At 48.6% G+C, this 25,666-nt stretch carries 15 protein-coding genes and 2 pseudogenes; 7 read left to right on the forward strand and 10 right to left on the reverse strand.

Going from position 1 to position 25,666, the window contains the following annotated elements:
* Positions 1–2: 2 nt before the first annotated feature.
* Complete coding sequence (locus O3C43_18075) at positions 3–896, reverse strand: hypothetical protein (GenBank protein ID MDA1068399.1); 894 nt, start codon at positions 894–896, stop codon at positions 3–5.
* Between the two features lie 192 nt (positions 897–1,088).
* Between O3C43_18075 and O3C43_18080 the strand changes: the two genes are divergently transcribed.
* The gene (locus O3C43_18080; protein ID MDA1068400.1) at positions 1,089–1,628 is read left to right on the forward strand and encodes a hypothetical protein; all 540 of its coding nucleotides are present in this window, start codon (positions 1,089–1,091) and stop codon (positions 1,626–1,628) included.
* Between the two features lie 732 nt (positions 1,629–2,360).
* On the opposite strand, the gene O3C43_18085 is transcribed toward O3C43_18080, so the two are convergent.
* From O3C43_18085 to O3C43_18095, 3 genes are all read right to left on the reverse strand, one after another.
* On the reverse strand, positions 2,361–4,829 hold the full coding sequence (locus O3C43_18085) for a DUF1592 domain-containing protein (protein ID MDA1068401.1): 2,469 nt from the start codon (positions 4,827–4,829) through the stop codon (positions 2,361–2,363).
* A complete protein-coding gene (locus O3C43_18090) occupies positions 4,826–6,106 on the reverse strand; it encodes a DUF1552 domain-containing protein (protein MDA1068402.1) in 1,281 nt (426 codons plus the stop codon). The genes O3C43_18085 and O3C43_18090 overlap by 4 nt, the downstream gene beginning before the upstream one ends.
* A gap of 376 nt (positions 6,107–6,482) precedes the next feature.
* Positions 6,483–7,928: a sulfatase-like hydrolase/transferase gene (locus tag O3C43_18095; GenBank protein MDA1068403.1), complete on the reverse strand. Its 1,446-nt coding sequence runs from the start codon at positions 7,926–7,928 to the stop codon at positions 6,483–6,485.
* Between the two features lie 235 nt (positions 7,929–8,163).
* Between O3C43_18095 and O3C43_18100 the strand changes: the two genes are divergently transcribed.
* Positions 8,164–9,690, forward strand: coding sequence for an SLC13 family permease (locus O3C43_18100; protein MDA1068404.1), 1,527 nt, complete (start codon positions 8,164–8,166; stop codon positions 9,688–9,690).
* Between the two features lie 289 nt (positions 9,691–9,979).
* Here O3C43_18100 and O3C43_18105 read toward each other — a convergent pair whose 3' ends face one another.
* The 4 genes from O3C43_18105 to O3C43_18120 form a co-directional block, all read right to left on the reverse strand.
* Positions 9,980–13,918 carry a TonB-dependent receptor gene (locus O3C43_18105; protein ID MDA1068405.1) on the reverse strand — a complete coding sequence of 1,313 codons (3,939 nt, stop codon included), beginning with the start codon at positions 13,916–13,918 and terminating at the stop codon, positions 9,980–9,982.
* A 147-nt stretch (positions 13,919–14,065) separates the two neighbouring features.
* Positions 14,066–15,124, reverse strand: coding sequence for a FecR domain-containing protein (locus O3C43_18110; protein ID MDA1068406.1), 1,059 nt, complete (start codon positions 15,122–15,124; stop codon positions 14,066–14,068).
* Positions 15,121–15,657 carry an RNA polymerase sigma factor gene (locus O3C43_18115; protein MDA1068407.1) on the reverse strand — a complete coding sequence of 179 codons (537 nt, stop codon included), beginning with the start codon at positions 15,655–15,657 and terminating at the stop codon, positions 15,121–15,123. The genes O3C43_18110 and O3C43_18115 overlap by 4 nt, the downstream gene beginning before the upstream one ends.
* Positions 15,658–15,887: 230 nt before the next feature.
* The gene (locus tag O3C43_18120; GenBank protein ID MDA1068408.1) at positions 15,888–16,505 is read right to left on the reverse strand and encodes a DUF1080 domain-containing protein; all 618 of its coding nucleotides are present in this window, start codon (positions 16,503–16,505) and stop codon (positions 15,888–15,890) included.
* Between the two features lie 348 nt (positions 16,506–16,853).
* Here O3C43_18120 and O3C43_18125 point away from each other — a divergent pair, with 348 nt between their 5' ends.
* Positions 16,854–17,846, forward strand: a complete 993-nt coding sequence (locus O3C43_18125; protein MDA1068409.1) for an SDR family oxidoreductase — start codon at positions 16,854–16,856, stop codon at positions 17,844–17,846.
* Between the two features lie 167 nt (positions 17,847–18,013).
* Here the strand turns inward: O3C43_18125 and O3C43_18130 are convergent, their stop codons facing one another.
* Positions 18,014–18,721, reverse strand: a complete 708-nt coding sequence (locus tag O3C43_18130) for a DNA alkylation repair protein (GenBank protein ID MDA1068410.1) — start codon at positions 18,719–18,721, stop codon at positions 18,014–18,016.
* 112 nt (positions 18,722–18,833) lie between these two features.
* On the opposite strand from O3C43_18130, the gene O3C43_18135 reads away from it, so the two are divergent.
* The 4 genes and pseudogenes from O3C43_18135 to O3C43_18150 all read left to right on the forward strand — a co-directional run bounded on the left by O3C43_18135 (position 18,834) and on the right by O3C43_18150 (position 24,360).
* Complete coding sequence (locus O3C43_18135) at positions 18,834–21,215, forward strand: DUF5060 domain-containing protein (GenBank protein MDA1068411.1); 2,382 nt, start codon at positions 18,834–18,836, stop codon at positions 21,213–21,215.
* Between the two features lie 545 nt (positions 21,216–21,760).
* Positions 21,761–22,323, forward strand: a pseudogene (locus tag O3C43_18140) (ABC transporter permease).
* Positions 22,324–22,484: 161 nt separating this feature from the next.
* Positions 22,485–22,934: pseudogene (locus tag O3C43_18145) on the forward strand (ABC transporter ATP-binding protein).
* A gap of 136 nt (positions 22,935–23,070) precedes the next feature.
* Positions 23,071–24,360: a divalent metal cation transporter gene (locus O3C43_18150; GenBank protein ID MDA1068412.1), complete on the forward strand. Its 1,290-nt coding sequence runs from the start codon at positions 23,071–23,073 to the stop codon at positions 24,358–24,360.
* Between the two features lie 15 nt (positions 24,361–24,375).
* Here O3C43_18150 and O3C43_18155 read toward each other — a convergent pair whose 3' ends face one another.
* Positions 24,376–25,506: a PKD domain-containing protein gene (locus O3C43_18155; protein MDA1068413.1), complete on the reverse strand. Its 1,131-nt coding sequence runs from the start codon at positions 25,504–25,506 to the stop codon at positions 24,376–24,378.
* Between the last annotated feature and the right edge of the window lie 160 nt (positions 25,507–25,666).

Below are 25,666 nucleotides of genomic sequence, written 5' to 3' on the forward strand. Positions count from 1 at the left end.
CCTCAAGCCTGAACTACGAACCAAAAAAAAGAAAACCTTCCTTCCGGAAGGCTTTTCGAACAGGGTCTAACTAGTTGTTGGATGGTTCCATTTCCCTTAATTCCGAACAAATCTTTGAAAGAATGATTTGGAGATCTCCCTGTTATTTGATTTATTATAAGGGTTCCATCCACTTTGATATCGCCCGAGATTTCCGTAGTCGCTCCTCCCAGGGTGAGCTGGGCTCCTGTTCCTATCTCGAGGATCCCGAGGCCTTTTTGGATAAAGTCTCCCAGAAATTGAGCGTCCTCCTCGGGGTTATCTTTTCTCATGGTACCCTCATTGGTGAAAATCGTCGAACTGCCTACATTCCCCTTGGCACCAAAGTTGAAGAAAGCACCCAACTTATTTTTGAATAAACCAAGGTTTGTATTTCCTGAAACTAACGAAAAAACCCCCTCGTTTTCAAAAATTGTTGCAAAGGCAATGCCGCGTGTACCAAAGGTGAGTGTTCCTTTGTTTATAAATTTTGAGTTTCCATCCAACGTAGTTGTGTTGAGTGAATTATTTCCTTCAAAAGTCACAGGTCCATTTGCTCGAATTCTCCCAAGTGCTCCCGCGATAATGGAGTTCTCGAATGTGCCTGAGCTTCCGACGGTTAAGGTATCACCCAGGTTCAATGGGACCTTGCATAGGATAGTGTTTACTTCGGCACTGTTATTGAATAACTCAACCGGTCCTTTACTCAGGATACTTACGTTATCGCCGGCAGTCGGTAGCCTATCGCCCGACCAGTTTTCCTTAATATTCCAGCGATCACTGTCTACGCCAAATATTTTTCCTTCATCGTCCCAGACGAGGTCAGCCCCTGGCATATTAGATGTGATGAGGAGGAGTCCCCAAATGTAATGTTTCATAAGCAAAAAGTGCGCTAATTTAAACGCGTGAAATAGTTGGGGATGAGAAATTGAATTTTACTGTATCTTGAAATGCAGTTTTGTCGAGAGAGAGCTTTTTGATAGGCGGTCGTGCTTTTTGTTCGATCGGCTTTATCTAAGTAGCTACAGTGAAACCTTGAGAAAATGGTTTATTCAATCAATTCGTATGTCATGATTAAATCCTTTGAAGAAGCCTGCGAATTTGTGTTTGAGAAAAAGATTGTGTCGATCTTTGGAAGCAAGGGATCACCTCACTCTTCATTGTGGGACAATGTTGATCTTTCCGAGGACAAGCCTAAAGAGGGTGGATGGAGTCCTAAGATTGTCGCTGTATGGGGTTGGAAGAACGAAATTCCCAATACCTTTCCGGATGATGTGTTTTATGGAAAAATTCCGGGTGGCGATGCGGTCTTGATGGACATGGAATATCTGCGCACCGAGCACTATCCAAAAACATTCACGCCGGTGTCCGAGTTGGATTCTGTTGCTCAAGCCGCCTTTGAGTACATTCGTGTCGAACCCTGGTTTACCGGAGATCTTAGGAAGGTAGTAATGGCTGAGCTCGGATGCACCAAAAGCCGATTCGATACGGCGCTTAAGAAACTTCAGATCAGCTTGAATATTGCCCGATCCAACGATCCGAATCTAAAAAATGATCAATGGTTATTGTTCAGCGATCTGTATCCGAGCATAGTGGAAGATAATTCTTAGGTCCGTTTATGGAATAGTCCAATAGTGCCAGGTAGGACTCCATCGCCGAGGGAGCCGTTCTATTTTGTAGGAGGGGTTTTAACCGCGACTCTTCTATATTACGTTTCGCGGTTGAAACCGCTTCTACATATTTTAAAGTGCCTTAGTTACCACCAATTTGAACATGTTATTCCCTGAAGCTTGCGTCGAGACCGATGACTGAAGGGAAAAATTGAAATCGCGGAGATCGCCAGCCACTTCGACAAGCTCAAGGAATACAAGCTGGCTCCTGCATTTTGACATGCGAAAGTAGCTGTAGGAATGACCTTGGTCGCGAATCGAATACCAACGATGTTCGCTGGACTCTTGCGAGCAAAAGAGAAAAGAGCTTGTTCTTGTATTTCCGATACCTTGATGCTTGCCTCGGGGAGGTTAATTCCGGAAATCTGTGAAAATGATTGGTTTAGCCATGGCCGTGTTCACGGTTCTAAAGAGTACCGAGAGTGCAAAGTGTTTCGAGCAAATCGGCACCTACACAATGGTCCTGCGACTCCTTCAAAGGCTTCAGAACAAATATGATTCTGTACCCATTATTCTGTTAAGAAAAAAGACAGAATCATTACTAACAAAATCATAGTGTCGGATTTGTGACCTCACTACAAAATTGTGTATAAAGATGAGGCATCTTGCCTCGGTGCGCATCAAGTAGGATGCCTGCGTTACTCCAGGACCATTGTTCGGTGAGGCTCTTTGCTACGGGCTGGCAAACGACTCGCTCGAAATAATCAAATAAACCAGATCGCGAAATCCGTCTCCATTTTCCTCCAGCGTTTCCAGGATGGAATCAATTTCGGGGCGATCGGAAATTTCCAGGCGGCGACCGAGAGCGTAGGAGAGCATTTTTTTTGTTAATGCTCTGGTGAATGCATCCTTCTTCTCGAGCATAGCCTTCTTAAATTCAACAATGTCATTGAAAGATTCTCCACTTGGAAGCTGGCCCGAGGCATCAATTTCAATGCGATCATCGTACTTCGAGCGCCAACGGCCTATCGGATCAAAGTTTTCCAACGCGAATCCCAGGGGATCGATTTTGCGGTGGCACTCGTAACAGGCCTGGGTTTCACGGTGCTTGTTCAATTGGTCGCGAATGGATTCCGCGCCTCGTATATCGGGATCCAATGGTTCGACATCAGGCGGTGGCGGGGAAGGAGGCGTTCCAAGCAAATTCTCCAATAACCAGACTCCTCTTAGCACCGGAGAGGTATCCACTCCATTGGCGGTCACCGTTAAAATGCTCGCCTGTCCAAGTAAGCCGCCACGCCTTGGATCGTTCAGTTCAATCCTTCTAAAGTTATCACCCTCTATTCCATCGATTCCGTAAATTTCAGCGAGAGCTTCATTTACAAACGTGAAGTCCGAATCGAGGAAACAGCTGATGTTTAAGTTTTCTTTGAGAGCATTGCGAGTAAACATCTCCGTTTCCATTCGCATAGCGTCTTCCAGGTTTTCTGCGTAATACACTTCAAACTTGTTCCTATCGGGTGGGGCGTCGCCTAAACTTCTTAGTGTCAGCCAGCTATCCAGGAATCCGGAGATAAACCGATCTGATCGCGGATCCTTCAGCATGCGATCCATTTGAGATTTCAAAACAGAAGGTCTGCTTAGGCGTTTGCGCTTGGCCAGATCCAAAAGTTCCTGGTCGGGCAATGATCCCCAAAGAAAATAGGACAGTCTGGAAGCCAGACCGAAGTCGCCCAAGCGCTCTGTCTTTGATTTTTGTTTCTCTTCCTCCAGGTAAAGAAATGCCGGTGAAATCAAAACGGCTTTCAGCCCATCCTTCATGGCTTCGAATCCGGAGCTTCCCTGATCGACCCTTGCTTCAACGACGCGCATCAACCGGTTCACCTCATCTCTGCTGGCCGGTTTGCGATAAGCCCGGCTGGCGAAGACTTGAAGGATATGGCGTGTTTTTTTTGGATTAAATACTTCTTCCCCGACAATTGTCATCCAGGTGCGTGTTGGCCACTCAGGATAAAAGGGTCCGCTCACTTCAACCTCGTGAATACGTATGTGTGGAATAACTCCGTGCTTAATCGCAACGGCCATATAATCCTCATCGAGGTCCTTGGGAGGAATAGCGGGGTCCGCATTTTTAATGACCAGGTTCGCGACTTCCCGAAATCCTGGTCGAATATCCATGGAGCCGTTTAGGTAGTTATATCGCGGTGCAAAGCCTTTATCCAGCCAGGCTTCCGTTTCATACCAGGCTGGCCCGTCGTCCGAAAGCGCGAAGGTGCCCAGATCCGGCGCGAAGGGTTGTGGCATGTGTAAATAACCGAATCGTTTGTTTGCTGGAATGACTCGCATCATCATGGGCTCGTCCGGGTCATTTTGAACTTTTTTCCTATTGAATGAATGGTATCGGTTAACTGCTTCAGCCAGCGTCCGTATTTTATAAACGCCTCCTTCTGGAACTCCATCCACAAACTCATACAAAGGCGCGTAGGCACCAAATCTCCGAACCGTATTGGGTCCTTCATAAATATTCAGGTAGCGCTGACCATGGGCGACCATATGTCGCTTGTTGAGCTCCGGCTGTTGTTGGAATCCACCTTTGAAGTTCCAGGTCTGCGGCTCGGGTTTATCCTGAAAGGGTAGGGCTTTTTCTACAATTTGATCTGCGGCATCGACATAGCGGTTTAGCAAATAACCAGAAGTAATAAGTGTATCGCCAATATTATCCTGATGCTCAACCAAACGCTCACCCGGAAAGGATTCGGTAGGATCGAACATGCTCATGTCCATTTGGAAAAGGTCGTTAATCGTATTGAGGTACTCCCGGTGATTCAAACGCCTGAGGACGGTTTCGCCGCCCGTAAAGCTCCTCGACTCATAGGCTTTGTTCACCTCCTGAGTTAACCAATCAACAATAGCCTGTCTTTGATCTGAGCTCGGTTGTTCCTCGTCTTCCGGAGGCATATCGCCGAGGTTCAGCAAGTCCAACATGTCCTGGAAATCGATTAACGCATTGTCGTCGGAAATAGGATACGCCAAGGTATCGAATCGTCTTTCCCCTTTCTGTTTGTCCGGTCCGTGGCACTTTATGCAGTACTCTTCGAGAAACGGACGGATGTGATCGTTAAACGCTTTGGTATCTTCTTCTGCAATCAGGGAGGAGCAGCCAATGAGGCTACCGACTAAAACCGCCAGTCTTATGTTCATGCAACTTTCAGGCCTGAAAGCGTTCCCGAACTTGTCCCGAAGGTTTCGGTCTCAACGCCGAACTTCTGTAGCATGGAAAGATACAAATTACAAAGTGGGACACGTTTGATACGTTCGGTTGGATAACGTTTGTGCTCTCCCAGCTTGAAACCGCCGCCAGCCAGGATGATGGGAAGATCTGTGTTTACGTGCGCATTCGCATTTCCCATGCCACTGCCGAACAGGACCATTGAACTGTCAAGTAAACTACCGTTTGAATCCGGCTCGCGGATGGATTTTAGCTTATCTATAAAGCGTGAGAGCTGCTGCATTTGATAGAACTCTATTTCCACCAGCTTTTCGATGCTGTCTGGCTTCTGGCCGTGGTGCGACAAGGAATGATAGCCGGAATTAAAACCAAAAAAAGAGGTGTCGAATCCCGTGCCAGCCATTTCGAAGGAAGCGACTCGGGTGGAATCGGTCTTCAATGCTATCGCAATCAAATCGTAGAGTACCGGGATATCCTCAACCAGGCTACGGTCTTGCGGTTCAGGAAAGGGTGCTTCCGGTTTCGAAACACTCGACCAACGTTTGTCCAATTCAAGGTTGGTTTCCACATCGCGAACGGAAGTGAAATATTCGTCCAATTTCTCCCTGTCCTGACCATTCAAACGACGTTCAAGGCTCTTGGCCTCATCGTGCACGGCATCGAGAATGGTACCTCTCATTTTGAAATTGTCGGCGGCTTCTTTCTGGGCTGCTGCATCCACATTGATAAACAGTTTTCTAAACAGCTCCTTGGGTCCTGGGATTGGCGGAACGCGGACGCCGGTTCGAGTCCAGCACATGTGGCAACCACCATGTAATCCGTCCTCCGAGCCAATGGTCAAGGAAGGGAACCGCGTTTCTGCGCCGACATGTTCGGCGGCTCTTTGATCAATGCTGATGTTTCCCTCAGGCATACCCTTAGCATCGCCCATTTTTACTCCGCTCAAAAAGGAGTGGACCGAGAAGTGACCGCCTTTGATGTCGTGGTCCAGGTTAGAGAATACGGTGAAGTCTTTTCTATGCTTTTCCAGTGGAGAAAGCAAATGGGTCATGGGGTAGTTCGGTCCGTCCTCCCTGGGAAAGAATTTTTCGGGATACATGCCGAACGAATTGCCGATACACACCATGCGTTTTGGAGCTTCGACAGTGGCAAGTCTTACGGTAGTTGACGGTAGGGCGGAGGAAACCGATTCCAGGGCCGGTAGTGCCAGGGTGGCGAAAGAAGATTTAAGAAAAACGCGTCTATTCATAGCGCACTAGAAGTTGGGATATTTTAGGCATTAGGGTAGCCTTTCTGCTGAAATAAAAGCACTGAAAAGCCGCAGGGGTCAAGCGAAGATAATTGAACTCGTTGGAGCTATTCGCGGGTGTAATTTAAAATGATTGTTCCCCGATGCTTGGTTCGAGGTCGGTAGCTGAAGGGCAGGAATATGCGCCAAGATCGTCAGTGATTGGCATTTACTCCAGGAAAGGGTGCTGGATATGTAGGAGCAAACTTGTTCGCGACCTCGAACATCTTGGTCATACGAGTCGCTAACAAGTTTTCCTACAATAAAATATGCGATGCGAATTGCAGGACCAATCCACGAGTCTTCCATTCTTAATCGATTAGAAGAGGATCATGATTTATTGTTCCCGAGTCATGCGACCGAGTTTCAGGCCGTTGTCTTGGGGCATGGATGCATTCCAGCTCAGGACGGCGTGGGTTAACTTACCGGCGATGAGAGAGTTTTCTGAAACTACGTTTGTTGTTTCAGATGGATCCTTGCTTAAATCATAGAGTTCGGGGTTGGTGCCTGCGTAATCGCAAAGCAATTTCCAGTTTCCGTCCCTTACCGCCAGATCGGGTAAGCCTTTATAGTGACGGAAGTCTTCGCGGTCTGGAGGACGACGGAAGAACAATGGCCGGGAGCGTGAAGCAGTCGATTGTCCAATAATCGTGTCTTTCAGGTTTTCTCCATCAAAGGCTGCGTCGGATGAAACGCCGGCTATTGAAAGAAGGGATGGTGCGAGATCGATGGCTGAAAAAACGGAGTCGGTGTTTCGTTTGCCCATCGAAGATTTATTGATTTGGCCAGGGGACCATACAATCAGGGATGACCGGATACCGCCTTCGAATAAAGTGGCCTTGTGGCCACGCAAATGACCGGCTGAACCAAATCCCACCTCTGGTCCGTTGTCAGAACATACCACGATGACAGTATTCTCGCGTAATTTTTTATCGTTATGGACCAGGTTAAAAAGAACACTGAGTTGTTCGTCCATAGTTTCGAGCACTTTCAAATATAGATGGCGGTCGGCACCATCGCCCCATTTTTCCAGAGGTGGATGCATGGGTGTATGCACATCATCCGGCCATAGGTTGAGGTAGAAGGGTTGGTCTCTCGCGGAAGCTGCTTTGGCAAACGTTACTGCTGCTTCCGTAAACTTCTCGGTAACGAACGCACGGTCATGCCAGATTACCGGGCCGTGACCCAGACTGTCTGAACCCAGGTTGTGCTGAACCGGAGGTTGGTTCCCCGGTGAGTATTTCAAGGGAAGTATTCGGGCGCCAAGTCCTTCGAAGTTGGTAATGGACTCATCAAAACCATACTCGGTTATAAGCGGCGCTTCATGCACATCCCTCTGACCGCCCATGTGCCATTTGCCAAAATGACCTGTCGCATAACCTGCATCGTGGAGGATACGGGCCAGCATGGGTGCTTCGAGATCAAGCCAGTCACGAATCCCTCTTTCCTCATTGGATTTTCGATTGTTGAGATAAGAATTTATGCCCCACCTTTGCGGATATTGACCGGTTGAAATAGCCACCCGCGACGGCGAACAAATCGGCGAGTTAACATAGAATTGTTCAAAGGCGATGCCTTCAGATGCGAGTCGATCGATGTTCGGTGTCGAAGCTTCCGTATTTCCAAAGCACGAAAAATCCCCCCAACCCATATCATCGATAAACACCACGATGATGTTGGGCTTCCCCGCCGTCCCAGAATGTTGGTTCGCAAGTACGGACTCTGAGTAAGAGAGCACAAAAAAGATGGTCCATGTTAGGGGATTTTTAAGTCGAAATGTCATGTGTATCGAATAATTGGAGTTACCTACCCGTTAAGTAAGTTAGCTCAAAGGTTTGGGGATTAGTTAGCTGAGTGTCATCTACTACAGGGACAATATCAAGGTTCTTAAAGTTGTTCCGAAAGGGTACTTAATGTTGTCCAAGAAGCTGGATTGTGATTTTCATACCTCCTTGAACACGGCTATGAAAGCGTGAAAGATTATCTTCAAATTCTGGAATCGATTGGAAGTTAGGAAAATGGCTTTTAAAATTATGACTCACTTACCCTGGAAAAAATTAGGAATAATTACGGGATTATCGGTATTCGCATTGTTGGTGCTTTTCTTTAACCCCGAACCGGATAATCCTCAAGTGGGTAGTATGGCGGCGGTTGCAGCGTTGATGGCCATCCTGTGGTTAACAGAAGCGGTTCCATTGGCAGTGACTGCATTAATCCCCATTGTGGCACTTCCTTTGTTCAGTATTTTGTCAGGTGCGGATGTAGCGAAATCCTATGTGAGTCCGATTGTGTTTCTGTTTATCGGAGGATTTCTTTTGGCATTGTCGATGCAACGATGGAATCTGCACCGGCGGATTGCCCTTACGATTATTTACGCGATCGGTAAACGGGCGGACTTCATGGTGTTTGGGTTTATGGCGGCTTCAGCCTTTCTATCCATGTGGATTTCCAACACGGCTACAGCTGTTATGATGCTTCCCATTGGTTTAGCCATAGTGACAAAAATTGAAGAGGAGTTCGGCGAAACGAAGTCCCACAGCCTAACGATTGCCATAATGTTGGGGATTGCCTATGGATGTTCCATCGGTGGTGTTGCAACATTAGTGGGAACTCCAACCAACCTGGCATTTGTTAGAATCTTTTCGGAGACATTTCCCGAAGCACCACCGATCGCCTTTGGACAGTGGTTAATTATTGGTCTGCCTTATTCGATCACGCTGCTTTTGGTTGTTTGGCTTTTACTTACCAAGCTCCTATGCCGTTTCGACAAAGGCCTGGTTCTTGATCGTTCGGTTATACACCGTGAGCTGAAGCAAATGGGAGCCATGAAATATGAAGAGAAAGTTGTCCTCTCAGTTTTTCTATCCACTGTCATTTTGTGGACATTTCGAAAAGACCTGGTTCTGGGTATATTTACCATTCCCGGGTGGTCTGGTCTGAGTAATGCATTTAGCTTTGTCGATGATGGCACGATCGCGATTGCCTTGAGTATGTTGTTGTTTTTTATCCCTTCGAAACAAGGTGAACCGTCTGGAAGAATTCTTCAGGGCGATGTGTTTACGAAAATACCCTGGGACATAATCCTGCTTTTTGGCGGTGGCTTTGCTTTAGCCGCTGGATTTTCTGCCAGTGGTTTATCCCAATACATTGGCAATACCTTCGCTTCGCTCGGTGCTGTGAACGTATTTGTATTGGTTATACTTATTTGTTTATGCGTTACTTTTTTGACCGAATTGACTTCGAATGTCGCAACCTTGTCGATGCTCCTACCCATACTCGGCAGTTGGGCAGTGAGTATTTCGGTTCATCCTTTATTGTTTGCGGTATCTGCCACAATCACTGCATCCATGGCTTTCATGATGCCGGTGGCAACCCCTCCGAACGCGGTTGTCTTCGGAAGCAACCGCATTCGTATTGTTGAAATGGCGCGAACCGGAATTGTGCTTAACTTTGTAGCCATAGGGTTCACTTTTTTGGCTGTGTATTTACTTTTTCCTTATCTTACAGGTGATGCCATCGATACGTTCCCCAGTTGGGCGAAATAAATCGTAGTGAATATCTGCACCCTTTGTTTGCCACCCCGGAGCCCTTCGACTAGCTCAGGATCTTTGACAAGCTCTCGACTTCGTCGACTGCCGAAGCGGCAGCGAGGCATCACGGCAAACAAACGCTTCGCGCTTTGGGGCTTGATGAAGCGCAAAAGTCAGCAACGAAGCAAGCTTCGAGGAATGAACCCGGTTGCGATTCAATTAACCCGGCCCGTTTTCAAAAAAAAAAGGCCCGGGAGCGAAATCAAGTAACGCTCCCGGACCGAACAAATCTCAAAACTACTAACTAGAACTTAAAAGTATTGCTCAAATAAATCGTTCTTGGATTCGGAATTCGGATAACCGCCACCTGGCCGTCCGGATTCGTCTTCACGGGAATGTCGTCGTTATCGCCAAATGCATTGCGAACGTTTAGCTGCACTCTCCAGTCGATTTTGTCAGTGAGCTTTTTTTCATAACCAACCCACAGGTCGCCATTGAAAAGTCCGTCATCGAAGAAGGGTTTGTTGACAACGGGAATGGGAACTCCGGATTCCGGTTCCAATTCAAAGACATAGCCGGTGGCCGCCTTGCTCTCCCAACGTGCGGCGCCTCCAACAGAAAAGCCCCTTAACTTGCCTTCCATAAACCGGTAGGTGCTTACAACGGTATAGCGCCACTCACGCTGTTCATTTGATTTGGTGCCGTCCAAGGCCTTCGCGCCGCGAACTTCGGCCACACTTTCGGAAAGCCATATCGATTCTGTTGTACGAGTCGCCACATCGCCGGAGGCATCCCTCCTCAATTCACCGAGTCGAGTGCTCTGCAGATTTGTGGTATATGCTTCCACGACAGCGGACATTTTTGAAGCTGTGTTACTCGCAACGGTTTCCTGTTGACTGATGTTGGCCATAATACGCCAACCGGGAGTTGGATTGGCCACCAATTCCACTTCAAACCCTTCGGCTACACGGTCTTGAAAGGACCTGAGGTTTGGTACATTGTCCCACTCAATTTGGTCCCAAATGCCATCATTCAATTCATTGTCCACCTTGCGTGGATTTACGATGGCGCGGATTTCCGAGGGAACCGCGTTTAGAGCCGTGGTATAAAAAGTCTCATAGTCCTGGATTGGAAAAGCCGCCGGATCACCTGTGACTGTCACCAACTGATTATCAAAAGTCCTACCGATAAGATCGGCGTTGCGGTAGCTGTTGATACGGCCATACGCTTCACTGGCCACATTGACACGCGGACCTGCGTCGACGTCGTTTAGAGCCGTAGTGTACCAGTTCGCTTTTACGATGAATTTGTTTTCGGCAAATCCTACCAGAAAACCATACTCCTCGGTTGTGCCGGTTGGTTGGCCAACTGCTTGACCCAGCGCATTGTTTCTAAGTCCCACCGGGTTGAAATTCTCCGATTCCGAGTAATGTAACTGAATGTCCATTCCTGCGGGAAGATCTCCCAGAAGATCCTCAGGATAACGCGCAACGATACTCCAGGTGGTGGTATCGCCGGTTTGTTGATCGGCCGGGGTCTTGGAAAGTCTGGTATATTGTGGGTTCCATCGTCCAAGGCTGTCACGGGAATCAATATCGATGCCCAATGCCTCGAGTTCAGAATCGGTAGCCCTGGAAAAGACTTCCACGTCGTCTTCACGGTATCCGTAAAGGCCTACAATATTCTCATTAAACAAATAACTCTGCCAAGCGAAGGCTTTGGCTTCGATGTTGGTTTGGCTAATGCCCTCATCATTTACGTACCGCTCAACCTGAACATGACCTGTTTTAAGTGTCCTTTCAGAAACGGCTCTATTGGCTGAGCTGGTGTCGGTATAAATTACGTTATACGAGTCTCCCGGTTTAGGACGTGGGACATTGATCTGGTTAATGCGAACATCATCCAGGGATTGTACTCCCAACAATGAATCGCTTGAGAAAAATACATAGGCCGCTGTGCTTCGTGCTCCATTCAGAGTGGGTTGCTGTACAGCTGCGCGCACATCGAATTCATTACTCACCCAGGCTTCCCTTCGGTTGATGCTATGATTGTCCCGTTGATGATCGTTATAGAGTCCGGTTATGCGGTGTCTTCCCAGCCATTTGAGTAAGCCATCTTTATCCGTAAGGTCTAACTCGCCAAAGGCGGTAATCCGAAAGGTTTCCCGGTTGATTTCTGCAAAGCGTGTTTCCGGACGACCTACCCGTGTGTATGCCCGGCCCAGGTTTGGGTTCGGTCGGCCATCGGGGAGGTACTCTACTATGCTAACATATAGATCGTAGGGACCTGTGGTACTTGTTCCGCCACTACCCGTGAACAGGAAGTCCTGGTAGGATTCGTAGTGTTGTTTGTCCAAGGCAATTTCCACAGCCAGTTTATTGTTAAAGAAACTTTGGTCCAGTGCGAAGTTTGTTGCGTCAAATTCACGTTCCACCCGGTCGACTCCTCCGGAATAGATCTTGTTCCGGTAGTCGAAAACATCTCTGTTTTGGATGGTCGGCACCGCAAAACCGATGGCGAAGGGTTCCGAATAGGGACTGTTGGAATGAAAGTCAATATATGAATTGATAGGCATGGTTCCTGGTGCATCGGCTCCAAAAGCGGCGACTACTCCCGGGGTTCCCGCCAGACCGGTGCTGTCCAGAGTATCTCCCCTTTTAGCTGCCCAGGTCATCAAACTCTGGTAGCCTTGAAGGCCGTCACCCGTACCTAAATTGGCAGTTGGGTTTTGGTTGTCATCCCAGAGAGCGGCGATCCAACGAAACCAACTCTGGTGCGAGTTGGTGTTGATGCCTTTTTCCGATCTAATTGCGTAGGGATTATAGGTCTCCTGAAACTGCCAGCTTCCACCCTCGCTTGGCGATACCACCATGGGTGGTGGCGCAATCCCGGAGTATTGCTGTATATTGGCCGGTGTAGGTTCAAACCATCCGTGGTAAGCGACAGAAGGAGGAATAATTTCAACCGGTGAACCGTCTTGGTCGCCAATTTCGCGATTAATCCGCAACTTTGTAGCATCAAGCCATTCATTGTTTTTATTTTCAAAAAGCACCATATCCAATGCTGCGTATAAGCGAATTTGGTTTTCGAAGGCAGGCTCCTGTTTAAATTCTTGATTTTCATCAAGAAACGAAATCCGTAGAGCCACACGGTCTTCAATGATACTTTTGTTATAGTCGAACTCAGCTCTCCAACTACCATAGTTGTCAAATCGAAGGCCCAATTCTCCAAAATCACTATTATGAATCGCTTGTTTGGTGGAGTTCTCGATGACGCCACCCGGACTGCCAATACCAAAAAGTAATGAATTGGGTCCACGGCTCACTGTGACGCGATCTGTGTTAAAACTGTCGAATGGGATGTCTGTCAGGAATAATCCCCGTGTTAAGTCCGCTCGACCGAGACCACGAATACGTTGGTTGAGTTGTGGATTGGTTCTCGCGTCAGATTGCATGAAACGACCGCCGTTATCCAGGTCAGCTTCGGCACCTGAAAAGTTTCCCTGGTTTCCGCCAACTTCCGTATTTGAAGTGTAGGAAAGCAAAGTAGCGGCGTCGGTAGCTGCGGTATCTTCCATAAACTCCTGCGTATAGACACTGATGGCGGCGCCTAGATCCTTGAGGTCGGTGCGAACACGTGTTCCGGCGAGTGTGGCTGTGGCTACGTATCCGGTGTCTTCAGTTGCATCAACTGTGAAGGGACTAAGGTCATAGACTTTGTTTTCTTCGTCTGCTTCTTGAGCCGCGAGTTGATCTTGTCCGCCGACAATTCCTATCGTTAAGACGGCAGTGAGTGTTTTTAACCAATTGTTTTGTCTAGTTGTATTAGCTTTATTAAGTAAATTCATGTCAGTTTGGGAAGTGAGTGTTGTTTCTATTTTAGCGGAGGGCTCGGGAATGAGCAGTCCAGGACCTTCATCCTCGGAACTCATAATAATACCGAATGCTTTCCCTTCGCTAACCGGGACGACCACGAGTGGGGTGTGCTCTAACATCTGTTCCAAAGCCTGTTGAGCCGGGTATTTCCCTTTGAGAGCCTGGGTTCGAATACCAACTACTATTTCCGGTGAGTAAACCAGCTCCATGCGGCCTTGCTCCGCCGCGATTTTTAAAGTTTCCTCCGCCATCCCCGAGCGAATTTTGTACGAACGCACGCCATCTTCGGCGGCCTGTACCGAAGTATAAAACAGTTGCACTCCCACCACCATGAGGAGCGCCTTGCGGTTCCAACGGAACAACATCATTGCATGCTTGTAGTGTTCTGAAGTCGGGTGGCATTAGAGAAGTGATTAACTTCTCCAGAGACACGCCGGGATTTAGTTTTTATGAAAAGAATACAGAATTATTTTCTCAGGTGAAATGTTAGGAAAAGAGTAATGCAAGAAAACACTCTATTTGGATCGTAGAATGATCACAGAATTGTCAATTCTCTCGGCCCGAATATTCGAAGTGAGCTCCAGGAGTTCAACAAAGTCATCAATATTATTTGGCCGTATGGTTACGGACAACCTGGTACCCTCAATAGAGGGATCTTCGATTACGATTTTTCGATAGTTGCGTCGGTTAAACTCAAAAACGATATCCGACAAGGGAGCCGCGTCAAAATTGATGACTTGTTTCAACCAGGTGAGTTTGGTCTCAAGTTCGGCCGCTGAAAGCGTTTGAACAATCGTCATAGGCACCTCTTCTTTCAGGTTGATGATCGTGTTCTGACCGGCGGTTAATTCCTGAATGGTTTCTTCAAGCGGCACAAGCTCATCGACAGGCTCGCCGAAATTTCTTGAGTCAACTCTTACCCGGCCTTCGGTCACGAGTACATCAACCGATTCTTCGCTGATACGTACATTAAAAATAGTTCCAACTGCTTGCACAGAAACGCCGTTTGCCATCACCACAAAGGGACGATTCACGTCCTTTGCTATGGTGAAGTGCGCTTCGCCGGATTCAAGTGTCACACGACGATACGATTTATCGAACTTGACGGAAGCCTGTGACCCCAGGTTCAACTCGACGGTCGAACCATCCGCAAGCACATGTCTTTCATAGCCGCGGGCAAACTCACCTAATGAAAGTCTCTTAGGAGTTGAAAAAGCATCATCCAGCACGGAAAACCATAAAACAGATCCAAGTGTAAGAACAGCGGCTGTTGCGAAAGAAAGGCGGATGAACTTGCCCCATCGATTTTGGCTTTGAGTCGCTACATCCAACAAATCGGGGTTTGGCTTTAGACTATGCTCGGGCCTCCAGTCAGCCAGGATGTCGAGGTGCTTCCAGGTTTTTTGACGGGTTGCATAAAATTCGGCGTGCTCGGAATCGGCGGCCAACCACTCGAAAAATGCGTCCTGCTCTTCGGCAGTTAACCCAAAGCTCTGCTTGATCACCCAATCGGATGCTTCTTGTTTAATACGAGCCCTTCTCGAATCTTCGGAATCTTTATTTCCCTTACTCATGATATTCTAAAATGGCCTTGGCTTTGCATGAAATCTGCACACTTATCCACTCCTATGGACAACTGGCGGTAGATGGTAGGGAGAGACAGATTGAGTTCTTCGGAAATTTCCTTGGGAGACATCCCGTAGACTTTACACAGAGTAAACACCTGGCGGCATTTTTGGGGTAGGGATTGAATAGCTGTGGTCAAGGATTCCAATTCCTGGTTTCGGGCAACGGTTTCCTGGATCGCTTCTCCATCATCCAAGAGGTCCAAGTCATCCACCGTCTTGAAGTCTCCCGCCCCACGGACAGTTGAAGCGCGAACCATGTTCAGGGCAATATTGCGCGCAGTCGCGAATAGAAACGCCTTGGGTGTTTTGACTGGTTTCTTTTTATGAGCCTGTAAAATCCGTAGGTAACTCTCCTGAATCACATCATCCACATCCAACTGAGCGGAGAATCGACTCCGCAGCCAAGCCCGGAGCATCTGTTCGTGAGGAAGTAGATTCTCGGAAAACCAACGGCTTTGTTCTGAATATTCGGGCGGCATTACTCCTTGTTTGAGTCCATAACTAAGCTGAGACACCCTAGCCTTCCGTTTTTATCAAAGATATTTTCGATTTTCTTAAACTGGAAACAAACGGTGCACAATAATGGCATTCCTTGTGGCTTGAGATTCTGCTCTCGCCGCTCCCTCTTCTAGATTTTCGGTTGGGGGAAAATAAATTTCCTGGCCAAGGTTTTTCTGGTCTTTTCCCAATTGGGTTTTGGTGTTCCGGATCAAAGCTTTAGGTTGCGGTACGAAGCAGTGCCTCTGGCGGTGAGCGTAATCCGATTCTTGGGAGCCTCCTGGCTGATCAGAGCAACACCGTAAAAAACCATTTTGTTGTTTATGTGAACAATCAGGTGATCCTTATGAAACTCAATTTTGCCATGGTACCATTGGCCCGGCTGAAAAGTCATGGGGACTTTTGTACCGAAGTATTTCATTTCCGTTTCTTTGGCCCAGCCTTTACCTGCTCGAGCCGACAGGCCATTGGGTTCGATGACGGCTCTCATCATATGGTCCTTTTTTTCTTCGGTATAGTAGTCGTAGCCAAATTGAAGTTGCCTGGAATCATCCATGCGAAATTCCAGTTCGAGAACTCCAGACGTCATCGGTTCTATTCGTCCGGCACCTGCGTGATGATTCTGCTCAAGTATTTCGACGCTCTTGATGGAATCGCCATCCCATTTCCAGGTTCCGACAAGAGGTTTCCAATGAGTTTCCCAGGTTTCGGCCGTAAGTGGGTCGTCAACAAGTAGCTTCTCTGAATTGAGCATTACGTTTTCCGCTGAAACGCTTACAAAAAACAGGGATATTAACCATACCAGCAACTCGCATTTCATTGATTTCATGAGGAGTGATATGATGGGATGAAACGGATTCAGCAAGGAGGAAAAGGAGAATTCACAGCCAGCTTTTCAGAGCTTCTTAAAGATGGGGGAGGCTGCCCGGGAAATTGACATTCACCACACAATAAGAGCTTAATCAGTAATCGTTGAAAAAAGAGAACATTCGGCCAGTCAAAATCTATCCCATTATGAAGTCTATTCTTCGAGTATTCATTCCTCCATCCAAGCGTCCCGACGAAACTCTTGGGGCCAGCGAGGAAAAACCCCTCTGCAGCTTCCGCCCAATACAAAGTCCGATACTACATTACAGTACCGAGATTCTCGCGACATCGACCAACTCTTATCAGTGACATGAAGATCCTGTTTATCGGAGGCACCGGCAACATCAGCACCGCCTGTACACAGCTCGTCGCCCAACGAGGAATTGAACTATACCTTTTCAATCGCGGTGAGCGCCCAGTGCAAATCCCCGAAGATGTGCAGCTTATCCGAGGTGACATCAATCAGCCCGAAGAAGCCGCGGCCCTTCTGAAGGACCACCACTTTGATGCAGTGGTGAACTGGATTGCCTTCGAAGTTGACCAGATCGAGAAGGATATCCGGCTCTTCGGCGACAAGACCGACCAGTATATATTTATAAGCACGGCATCGGCCTATCAGAAACCCACGACCCACTACCCCATCACCGAAGCCACGCCCCTGGCTAATCCGTTCCTGGAATACTCACGCAAAAAAATTGCCTGCGAGGAACGCCTGGTGCGCCAGTACCGCGAAGAGGGTTTCCCCATAACCATTGTACGTCCTTCTCACACCTATGGACCAACCATGCTGCCCACTGTTATGGGTGGCGGCCCAACCGTGCTGGCGAGGCTGCGGGCCGGTAAAAAACTGATTGTTCACGGCGACGGCCAGTCGTTGTGGGTCCTGACCCACAACAGCGATTTCGCCAAAGGCTTTGTTGGACTGCTGGGCCAACCCAAGGCAATCGGACAGGCTTTCCAGATCACCAGCGACGAGGTCCTCACCTGGAACCAGATATACGGTATCATTGGCCAAGCCGCTGGCGCAGAACCCCGTTTGGTCCACATCCCATCGGACTTTATCAACCATCATGACCCGGCCACTGGCGCCAGCCTGCTGGGAGACAAATCCTACAGCGTGGTCTTCGACAACACAAAGATCAAGGAACTGGTGCCTGACTATAAAGCTACCGTGCCCTTTTCTCAAGGGGTGCACGAATGTATAGCCTGGCTCGACGCCGACCCGCAGCGCGGTGCGGCAGACCCGGAAAAAGACGCAATCATGGACCGCATAATTTCCGCCTATGACCGGGCCTGGACCTGAAGACTGGACCATAAAACAGCACCACCAGAATAAAGCTACCAAGCTTCGGGCGACTCAGACAAATTTCTATCAGTGGAAATCGCGAAGGTTGCGTGGGTGCACAAAATCTAGCCCTCCAGGAACGTAACTAGTGACAAAGAAAACTATAACTTTATAAACGCCAAGCGTTAACACCGTGCCCGTTTCCGCTTCCTTCCGATTCGGCCCATTTTTTGGATTTTGGTTATATCCTCAACGATCTCTGGAACAGAACATCCTATTTTTGCTGGAGCGACTTCGAGGCTCTTTAAGCGTCTGCCCATGGCCAGGCAATCTTCGGTGAGTTCCGGCACATACGCACCAGCTGCCACAACGAAATTGCACATCGTAAAACGCAGCCGATTGGGTTGATCCCGGATGGTTCCTTCGAGTCGCTTTAATAGTTCTTTCACTCCGGTCACATCCACATCGGCATCAGGCCTAAAGGATATCCAATTACTCAAAGTCGACCAACCGCAGCAAGCGACGTTTTCTTTTTTAGCTTCAATAAACTCCAAGCCGAGCTCCCAGCCGTGCTTGGTTTCAGCAGTGAGCTGGGCTACGGCGTATTCGCTTAGCATCGACCAATTGGCTACACGGGCCCATTTGCGTAAATCGGCCTTCGTCATACGGGTTTCATCGGCAGACAAGGCAGCAAAGTATCGGGCATCGCCATTGCCCGTGTCATAGAGGTCCTTGGCCAGCTCGTAGGTCTTTCCGACTTTCTTAAGGAGCTTCTTCATGTCTCCTATTTTCACCCCGAATAAAGGTTCACTGGCACCATGCGTGATATGCACCCGCTTTGTTCCCTCGTTTCCATAGTCAGACAGCGCCTTCATTACTTCTTTTACGTTCATAAAAGCAGCGTGAAACATTTCTTTAAAAATTGCCAACCAAAGCTTGATCTTGCCGTAAGAACTCCAAATGGTCAGACCAGTTGTTTTAACACTATTTCCCTATTTTTTATTTATGAAAGTAAGACATCTCTTCTCGTTCGCCCTTCTTTTAATTGTCTCCAACAGTGGGCTTGTGGCCCAAACGGAGTATGTCCTGAAGGCACAAGATTTCTCGTTTGAAGGCAGCAACTATTATCTAGACCAAGGCAAGTGGCTGGCCATCGACCCAGACAAGGGACACCGCAACGCCTCAGCCACAGCGACTGTTCCAGCCGGAAACGCTAAATTCACTGTCGAGCTCCACACGGTGGGCGAAAACGACGGCTCCTCAAACTACGAAATACTGATTGGTGGCAGATCTGTTGGCACCTTTACCGCTCCCATTTCTAGTCAAACTACCGAAACCGGTCCTCGCTACACAGCCGTCTGGGGTGACGTATCCATCAACGAAGGCGAGATCATCGAGGTAAAGTCGCAAGTCCACTACACAACCGAGACCACTAGCACTCGCGGTCGCTGGGAAAAAATCGTCATCTCTACTCGTCAAGTCGATCCTGGCCGTGCTGAAGCTGTAGCAGCCGCCCAACAGACATTCGAGCAAACCGGACCTGATCTGGTTCAGCCCCGTGGTAAAGATGGAGACGGTAAAGTTACCCTTTCAGGTGAATTGAAGACCTGGCATAAGGTGACCTTGACCCAGCGAGGACCCTGGGCGCACGAACGCGATAACAAACCCAATCCATTTACAGACTACAGCATGTATGTCACCTTCGCCCACGAGTCGGGGGTACCTGTTTATACGGTACCAGGATATTTTGCAGGTGACGGAATCGCAGCAGAAACTTCCGCAGAAGCCGGTTACCAATGGCGTGCTCACCTCTCTCCCGATAAGGCAGGCACTTGGAGCTACAGAGTTTCATTCGTAAAGGGAGAGGGAGCAGCCCTCGACCCCGCTATCGACACTTACCTAAAACCCTACCATGGTGCAAATGGCTACTTCGACATTAAAGAGACCGACAAAACCGGTGCCGACTTCCGCGGCAAAGGTCGCCTTGAATACGTGGGCGGACACTACCTGCGCTTTGCCGGCACTGGAGACTTTTTCCTGAAAGCGGGCCCTGACGCGCCAGAAACCATTTTGGCTTATACCGACTTCGATGACACCATCGCACTCAAGGCCAAGGTGCCATTAAAGACCTGGGCCCCACATGCTCAGGATTACCGCAAAGGAGATCCCACCTGGCAAAACGGCAAGGGCAAGAACCTCATCGGCGCGATGAACTACCTCGCCTCGAAAGGTGTAAACGCATTCTCGTTCCTAACTTACAATGCGGGCGGAGATGGAGACAACATTTGGCCATTTGTAGAACGCGACACCAAGTTTCACTACGACGTTTCCAAACTCGATCAATGGGGTATCGTCTTCTCACACGCTCAGGCCAAAGGCATTTATCTTCACTTCAAACTTCAGGAGAACGAGCTCGACGACAATCGGCGCGGTGCACAAAAGGATGCGGTCATCATACCTGAATCGTTGGACGGCGGAAAACTCGGCCCTGAGAGAAAACTTTATCTCCGCGAGCTCATCGCACGCTACAGCCATAACCTGGCACTTAACTGGAACCTCGGTGAAGAAAACACGCAAACCTATCGTGAGCAGAATGATATGTCGGAGTACATCCTCAATATGGATCCCTACGACCACAATATCGTTATACACTCGTTCCCCAGTCAGCAGGAACAGGTTTACCGTTCCCTACTCGGTCACAAATCAGTCATGACTGGCACCTCACTGCAAAACCCCTGGCATGCCGTTCACAAACAAACCCTGCGCTGGGTAGAAGCCTCCAAGGCAGCCGGTAAACCTTGGGTTGTAGCAAACGATGAGCAAAACCCGGCTAACCAAGGAGTCCCACCCGATCCGGGATACAACGGATTTGACGGTTGGGGCAACGATGACAGTTTCGGAAAATACAATGTTCATCACATCCGCAAATACACGCTTTGGGGCAACCTGATGGCTGGTGGGGCGGGGGTAGAATACTACTTCGGTTATCAATTACCTGAAAACGACCTTCTCGCTCAAGACTTCCGCAGTCGTGACCTGAGCTGGGAGTACTGCGGCTACGCGATCAACTTCTTCCACGACAACAACATTCCCTTCTGGCGCATGCGTAACCGCAACGAGCTGGTAGGCAATCTGGATGCCAGTAACACTCGATTTTGCCTTGGGCGTGAAGACGAAGTCTACGTGGTTTACCTTCTAGAAGGCGGTACAACAAAAATCGACCTAAGCGAAGCGAAGGGCACGTATTCCATTTCCTGGTACAACCCACGCACAGGTGGAAAACTCTCCAGAGGATCAGTCAAATCAGTTAAGGCAGGTGGAGAAGTTGCATTGGGCAACCCTCCATCAGATCCGAAGGAAGATTGGGTGGTATTGATTGCGAAATAGCCACGGAGCTTTCGACAAGTTTCTCCCTGCCCAACCGACTAATTTGTATGAGCAAATGTTGTTCGCTTCGCTCTCGGCTAAGGCCTCGGTAGTTCGCGACCCCAACGACTTACCAGATCGCGGCATAAAGTACACATCACAGTACGAATCACGTATGCCATCTGTAGGAGTGGAGCTTGCTCCCGATTAGAATGCCCTTCAAGTTAGGTTATCGGAAGCAAGCTCCACTACATAGATGATATGAGTAGCTGCTTTAGCTGCGAAACGATGTTGCAAATGCCAAGCTGGGGCTTGGCGTTCCCAGGAAAATCACACCCAGGTGCAACCTTCCCTAATATCCAGCCTTGAATCTCCGCTGGATTTCTCTAGAAATTTAGGAATCACCTGCGCTTTACTCAATCCTCATGGACAACGATTCTCCCTCCAATTCCCCTAAACTTGCCGGACCGCTGCGTATTTTAGCTTCGAATCGATTGGCGTTAGCTGGAGGTGTTCTTCTCGGATTGCTGGCGGGCTTTTACGGCGGGAAAGTGGATATGCTCCTGATGCGGCTCACCGAGATCAATATGACCATCCCGTTCGTTCTGCTTGCCATAGCCTTCGCCGCGTTGATGGATGGGCGCATCATTCATCTGCATTCGAGTGGACTGGAATGGCATGTACTGGATCTCGAACTGAAACGGGGTTTGGTTAGCGTATTTATAATCATTGGACTCGTGTGCTGGCCGGCATGGTGCGCGTAGTACGAGCACAGGTCCTGTCACTCAAGGAACGAGAATTTGTTCTGGCCGCTCAGTCGCTCGGTGCTTCAGACCGGAGAGTGATCCTCCTTCATATTCTGCCGAACCTGCTTCCTACAATCATTGTTCTGGCCGCGATGAACACCTCCTTCACTATTCTGCTGGAAGAGGGCCTCGGTTATCTGGGCGTTGGAGTACCTCCACCAGCCCCATTCTGGGGCTCGATGATCGCAGAGGGGCAAGCATACTTTCTCACTTCGCCGCACCTCGTGATCATTCCAGGCCTAGCCATCGTTGTTACGGTTGTGGCCTTCAATCTTTTAGGGCAAGGCCTTCAGGAGGTCATTGATCCAAGGTATAAGAAATGACCGCGTTCCCACTTTTTTTCAACCCAGACAGACAAAGTGGTAGGGCGAGTGCGTCCCCGCACCGCCGCCGAATACAGTGGAAATACACGGCACTGTCTGCCTACGCGCAAGGCGTCGGCACGGCACTGCGGGGACGCAGTGGCCCTACCCATCGTGGTTGGCCTGAGCTAATTGTATGCGACGAACCGGTCAGCGCCCTCGACGTTTCGGTTCAAGCGCAGATTGTCAACCTGTTGAAAGACCTTCAGAAAAAGCGTGGGTTGGCTTATCTATTTATTGCTCATGACCTGGCGGTGGTTGAACACATCAGTAGCCGCATTCTTGTCATGTATCTCGGCCGTATCGTAGAATCGGGAGAATCCAAAGAACTTTGTCAGAATCCCAAACACCCCTACACCCAAGCACTCCTCTCGGCAGTTCCCGTGGTGGATCCAGATCAGAAACGAAAACGAATCATCCTCGAAGGTGATGTCCCCTCACCCATTCACCCACCCTCCGGATGCCCATTCCATCCTCGTTGCCCTATTGCGGAAGCCCGTTGCAAAACCGAGCTACCACGCTTACGGACTTTGAGTTCGGGAGCAGAAGCGGCTTGCCATCTCGAGGAATAGCTCAGTCAGATTTCAACCGTAGGTTCGAAGGAATTTGAGATGGCAACTCATCCACTTTAGTACCACATTGTTTGTTCATCGCTGAAGAACCATCGAGTTGTTCAGTTTTCAGAAGCTTCTCTTACTTTTTACCCTGATGACAGATTCCGTAAGCCCTCCACTAGTACCTAAAACCTTTTGGCAGTATGTTCGGTCCATGGGTCCGGGAATTGTCATTGCACTTACCTGGTTGGGAGCCGGTGATTTGGTCGATGCAGCCGTAGCCGGAGGTAGTTATGGATACGCCTTAATGTGGGCCATGATGTTGGCGCTTTGTGTCCGCTTTATTTTTGTTTCCATCCTGGCAAAATATCAACTCTGCAATCAGCACAATGAATCAGTAATGGCGGGATTCCAACGTATTCATCCTGCATTGCCCGTGTTCATTACCATAGTGGCCTTTGTATTGGGCCACTTTTATGGCTCTTATTTTGTAAAGGGAATTGGTGAGGCAAGTAGTGCCCTTTTCAACGGAGGACCTCCCTGGGCCTGGGCAATATTCTGGATGTGTATCGCTGCTCTCCTTATGTTCAAAGGTGCTTTCAGCAGAATAGAATTCATTTTCTATATCTTCCTAGCCATGCTGAGTATTTCCTTAATCGGAGTTGCCCTGTGGAGTGGCCCCAGTCCGGTAGAAGCTGTAAAAGGTGTATTGTTATTTGCGGTACCTGAAGACAAAGGTTCATTTGGCGTTTTGCTGGTGGTGACTTCTCTCATCGGTGCGGTCGGAGGTTCCATCACCAATCTCTTTTATCCTTACTTCATTAAAAAGAAGAAATGGCACGGACCACAGTACAGGAAACTACAGCTCTATGATTTGGCGTTCGGGGTGTGCGTATTGATCATTCTTGACCTTGCCGTGTGGACCATCGGGGCTGAGATCCTCCACCCTACTGGCGCAACGATTCATTCCATAGCCGACCTTGCAAACCTGCTGAAGGTGGCTCTTGGTCCCCTGGGAGAGAACATATTGTACTTGGGCGTCTTTGGTGCTTTGTTCAGTTCCGTTATTGGAGACGCATTGGGATTTGGGTATCTGGTCGAAGACGCACACTCGGTGAGAAAAGGAAAAGAAAGGTCCGACCGCCCCCCTGAGCAAACCCGCATCTACAAGATAGTCGTAATATGGACGCTATTTTCGCCGCTTATCTGGATGCTTCCAGGATCTCCAGGATTTGTGGCACTGACCATTATTGTTAACGCAGCTGGCGTAATAGTATTACCGGTACTATCAGGCAGTATTTGGTATATAACCTCTAACAAGGCCTTTATCGGGACCACTTATAAAAACAAATTATGGGAAAACGGAGTTTTAGCGTTCCTGTTTTTACTTTCTCTTTGGGCTTCGTGGAATTCGGTGAAAGCAATCATTGGTTACTTATCCTAAAACATCCTGATTCCTTTATTTCAAAAGGACTTCCCAGTAACGGGTTCGTTTGGAGCTGCCTTTTGGACCGTTGACCTCAAGAGTGATGACCCTGCGGATGTTTTTATCAGTAAAAACATGAATCGGGTTCTTTTCAACTGAGGTTTGGCCGTCACCAAAGTCCCATCTAAAAGTGTCTACCTCCCCTACCGACTCATCCAGGAAAGCAACTTTGCCTCCTGTCATATCAATTACCTGGAAACTCCATTCGGCATAAAGGCCGGGTTGAAGTGCTTTCTCAATCGGCATCAGGCGGAACGCGCAAAGGTAAGACGCATCCTTCACCATGTTCACATTGTGAGCCAGGTTGTAATGCCCATCGCGCTTGTCTCCGTCGAAATCCAGAATTGACCAGGAAAAACCGATCAACTGATTTTCCACAAGTTGAGATTCTACCGCTCTCTCGGGCCCTTCAAAAGGAGCGTGGTCGTAAGGAGTTATCCAACATTCCATAATCAGTTTTCCACTTTCGCCATGTTTGAAGTCGTAGTCATAAGCTACATTTGAATAAGGAAACTCAGAGATCCACGGCTGCCCTCCCCAGACCAGGACCCAGGCATTGTTCACCGGCGGTGTGTAGATATGATAATTCTGAGCATGATTTCCGGCAAAGCGGGTATAGTTCTCAACCGTATTGGGCGAGGATGGATCCTGTGACCAACTGGTCTGAACCAACGGGTTGAAAATAAACGGTCCACCGGACATATCCCCATCCACCACGATTTCGAAAATATCATTCAGATAACCTCTGGGATTAAACCTGCCGAAGTCCCAAAAATCATCGTAGGCTTCATAACGAACATAGATACGGTTCAATCCTTTCACCCAACCTAAAGTGACCTTCACGTCCAGATCCTTTCGATCAATGTCGGTCCCGTGGCCATCTTCCGTATCGTTGAGGAATGAGGAATCATACACATAACTTTCAGGGACCATGTCCCAATCGGAGGTTTCTCCATCAATTCGCGGAATAGCGTCAGGGGGAAATTGGAATATTTTGAATTCCATTTCAGGGCGAGACACCTGGTATTTCGCATCTGATCCACATAGCGCGGTAAAACCAGATAGAAATGTGAGGAGAATCAATGATGAGAGAATACTTTTCATAAATAGGGTGAATGTTAGTCAAGTTTGCCAAAAGAAATCCGGGCTTGGCAATGACTGTGTTTAGGTAGATTCATTGTAACTACTCAGGTCGATTTCTGACAGGATTTACAGGATCGACGGGATTTTGACAAGCCGGGAATGGACAGCCGTGCGGGATGGT

This window comes from Verrucomicrobiota bacterium (assembly GCA_027622555.1).
In the GTDB taxonomy this organism is placed as follows: Bacteria; Verrucomicrobiota; Verrucomicrobiia; order Opitutales; family UBA2995; genus UBA2995.

Coding starts and splice junctions, on each gene's coding strand:
- O3C43_18125 (MDA1068409.1), top strand. CDS start 16,854: ATGAAGATCCTGTTTATCGGAGGCACCGGCAACATCAGCACCGCCTGT.
- O3C43_18120 (MDA1068408.1), bottom strand. CDS start 16,505: ATGAAATCAATGAAATGCGAGTTGCTGGTATGGTTAATATCCCTGTTT.
- O3C43_18115 (MDA1068407.1), bottom strand. CDS start 15,657: ATGCCGCCCGAATATTCAGAACAAAGCCGTTGGTTTTCCGAGAATCTA.
- O3C43_18095 (MDA1068403.1), bottom strand. CDS start 7,928: ATGACATTTCGACTTAAAAATCCCCTAACATGGACCATCTTTTTTGTG.
- O3C43_18110 (MDA1068406.1), bottom strand. CDS start 15,124: ATGAGTAAGGGAAATAAAGATTCCGAAGATTCGAGAAGGGCTCGTATT.
- O3C43_18090 (MDA1068402.1), bottom strand. CDS start 6,106: ATGAATAGACGCGTTTTTCTTAAATCTTCTTTCGCCACCCTGGCACTA.
- O3C43_18075 (MDA1068399.1), bottom strand. CDS start 896: ATGAAACATTACATTTGGGGACTCCTCCTCATCACATCTAATATGCCA.
- O3C43_18130 (MDA1068410.1), bottom strand. CDS start 18,721: ATGAACGTAAAAGAAGTAATGAAGGCGCTGTCTGACTATGGAAACGAG.
- O3C43_18155 (MDA1068413.1), bottom strand. CDS start 25,506: ATGAAAAGTATTCTCTCATCATTGATTCTCCTCACATTTCTATCTGGT.
- O3C43_18105 (MDA1068405.1), bottom strand. CDS start 13,918: ATGATGTTGTTCCGTTGGAACCGCAAGGCGCTCCTCATGGTGGTGGGA.
- O3C43_18150 (MDA1068412.1), top strand. CDS start 23,071: ATGACAGATTCCGTAAGCCCTCCACTAGTACCTAAAACCTTTTGGCAG.
- O3C43_18100 (MDA1068404.1), top strand. CDS start 8,164: ATGGCTTTTAAAATTATGACTCACTTACCCTGGAAAAAATTAGGAATA.
- O3C43_18135 (MDA1068411.1), top strand. CDS start 18,834: ATGAAAGTAAGACATCTCTTCTCGTTCGCCCTTCTTTTAATTGTCTCC.
- O3C43_18085 (MDA1068401.1), bottom strand. CDS start 4,829: ATGAACATAAGACTGGCGGTTTTAGTCGGTAGCCTCATTGGCTGCTCC.
- O3C43_18080 (MDA1068400.1), top strand. CDS start 1,089: ATGATTAAATCCTTTGAAGAAGCCTGCGAATTTGTGTTTGAGAAAAAG.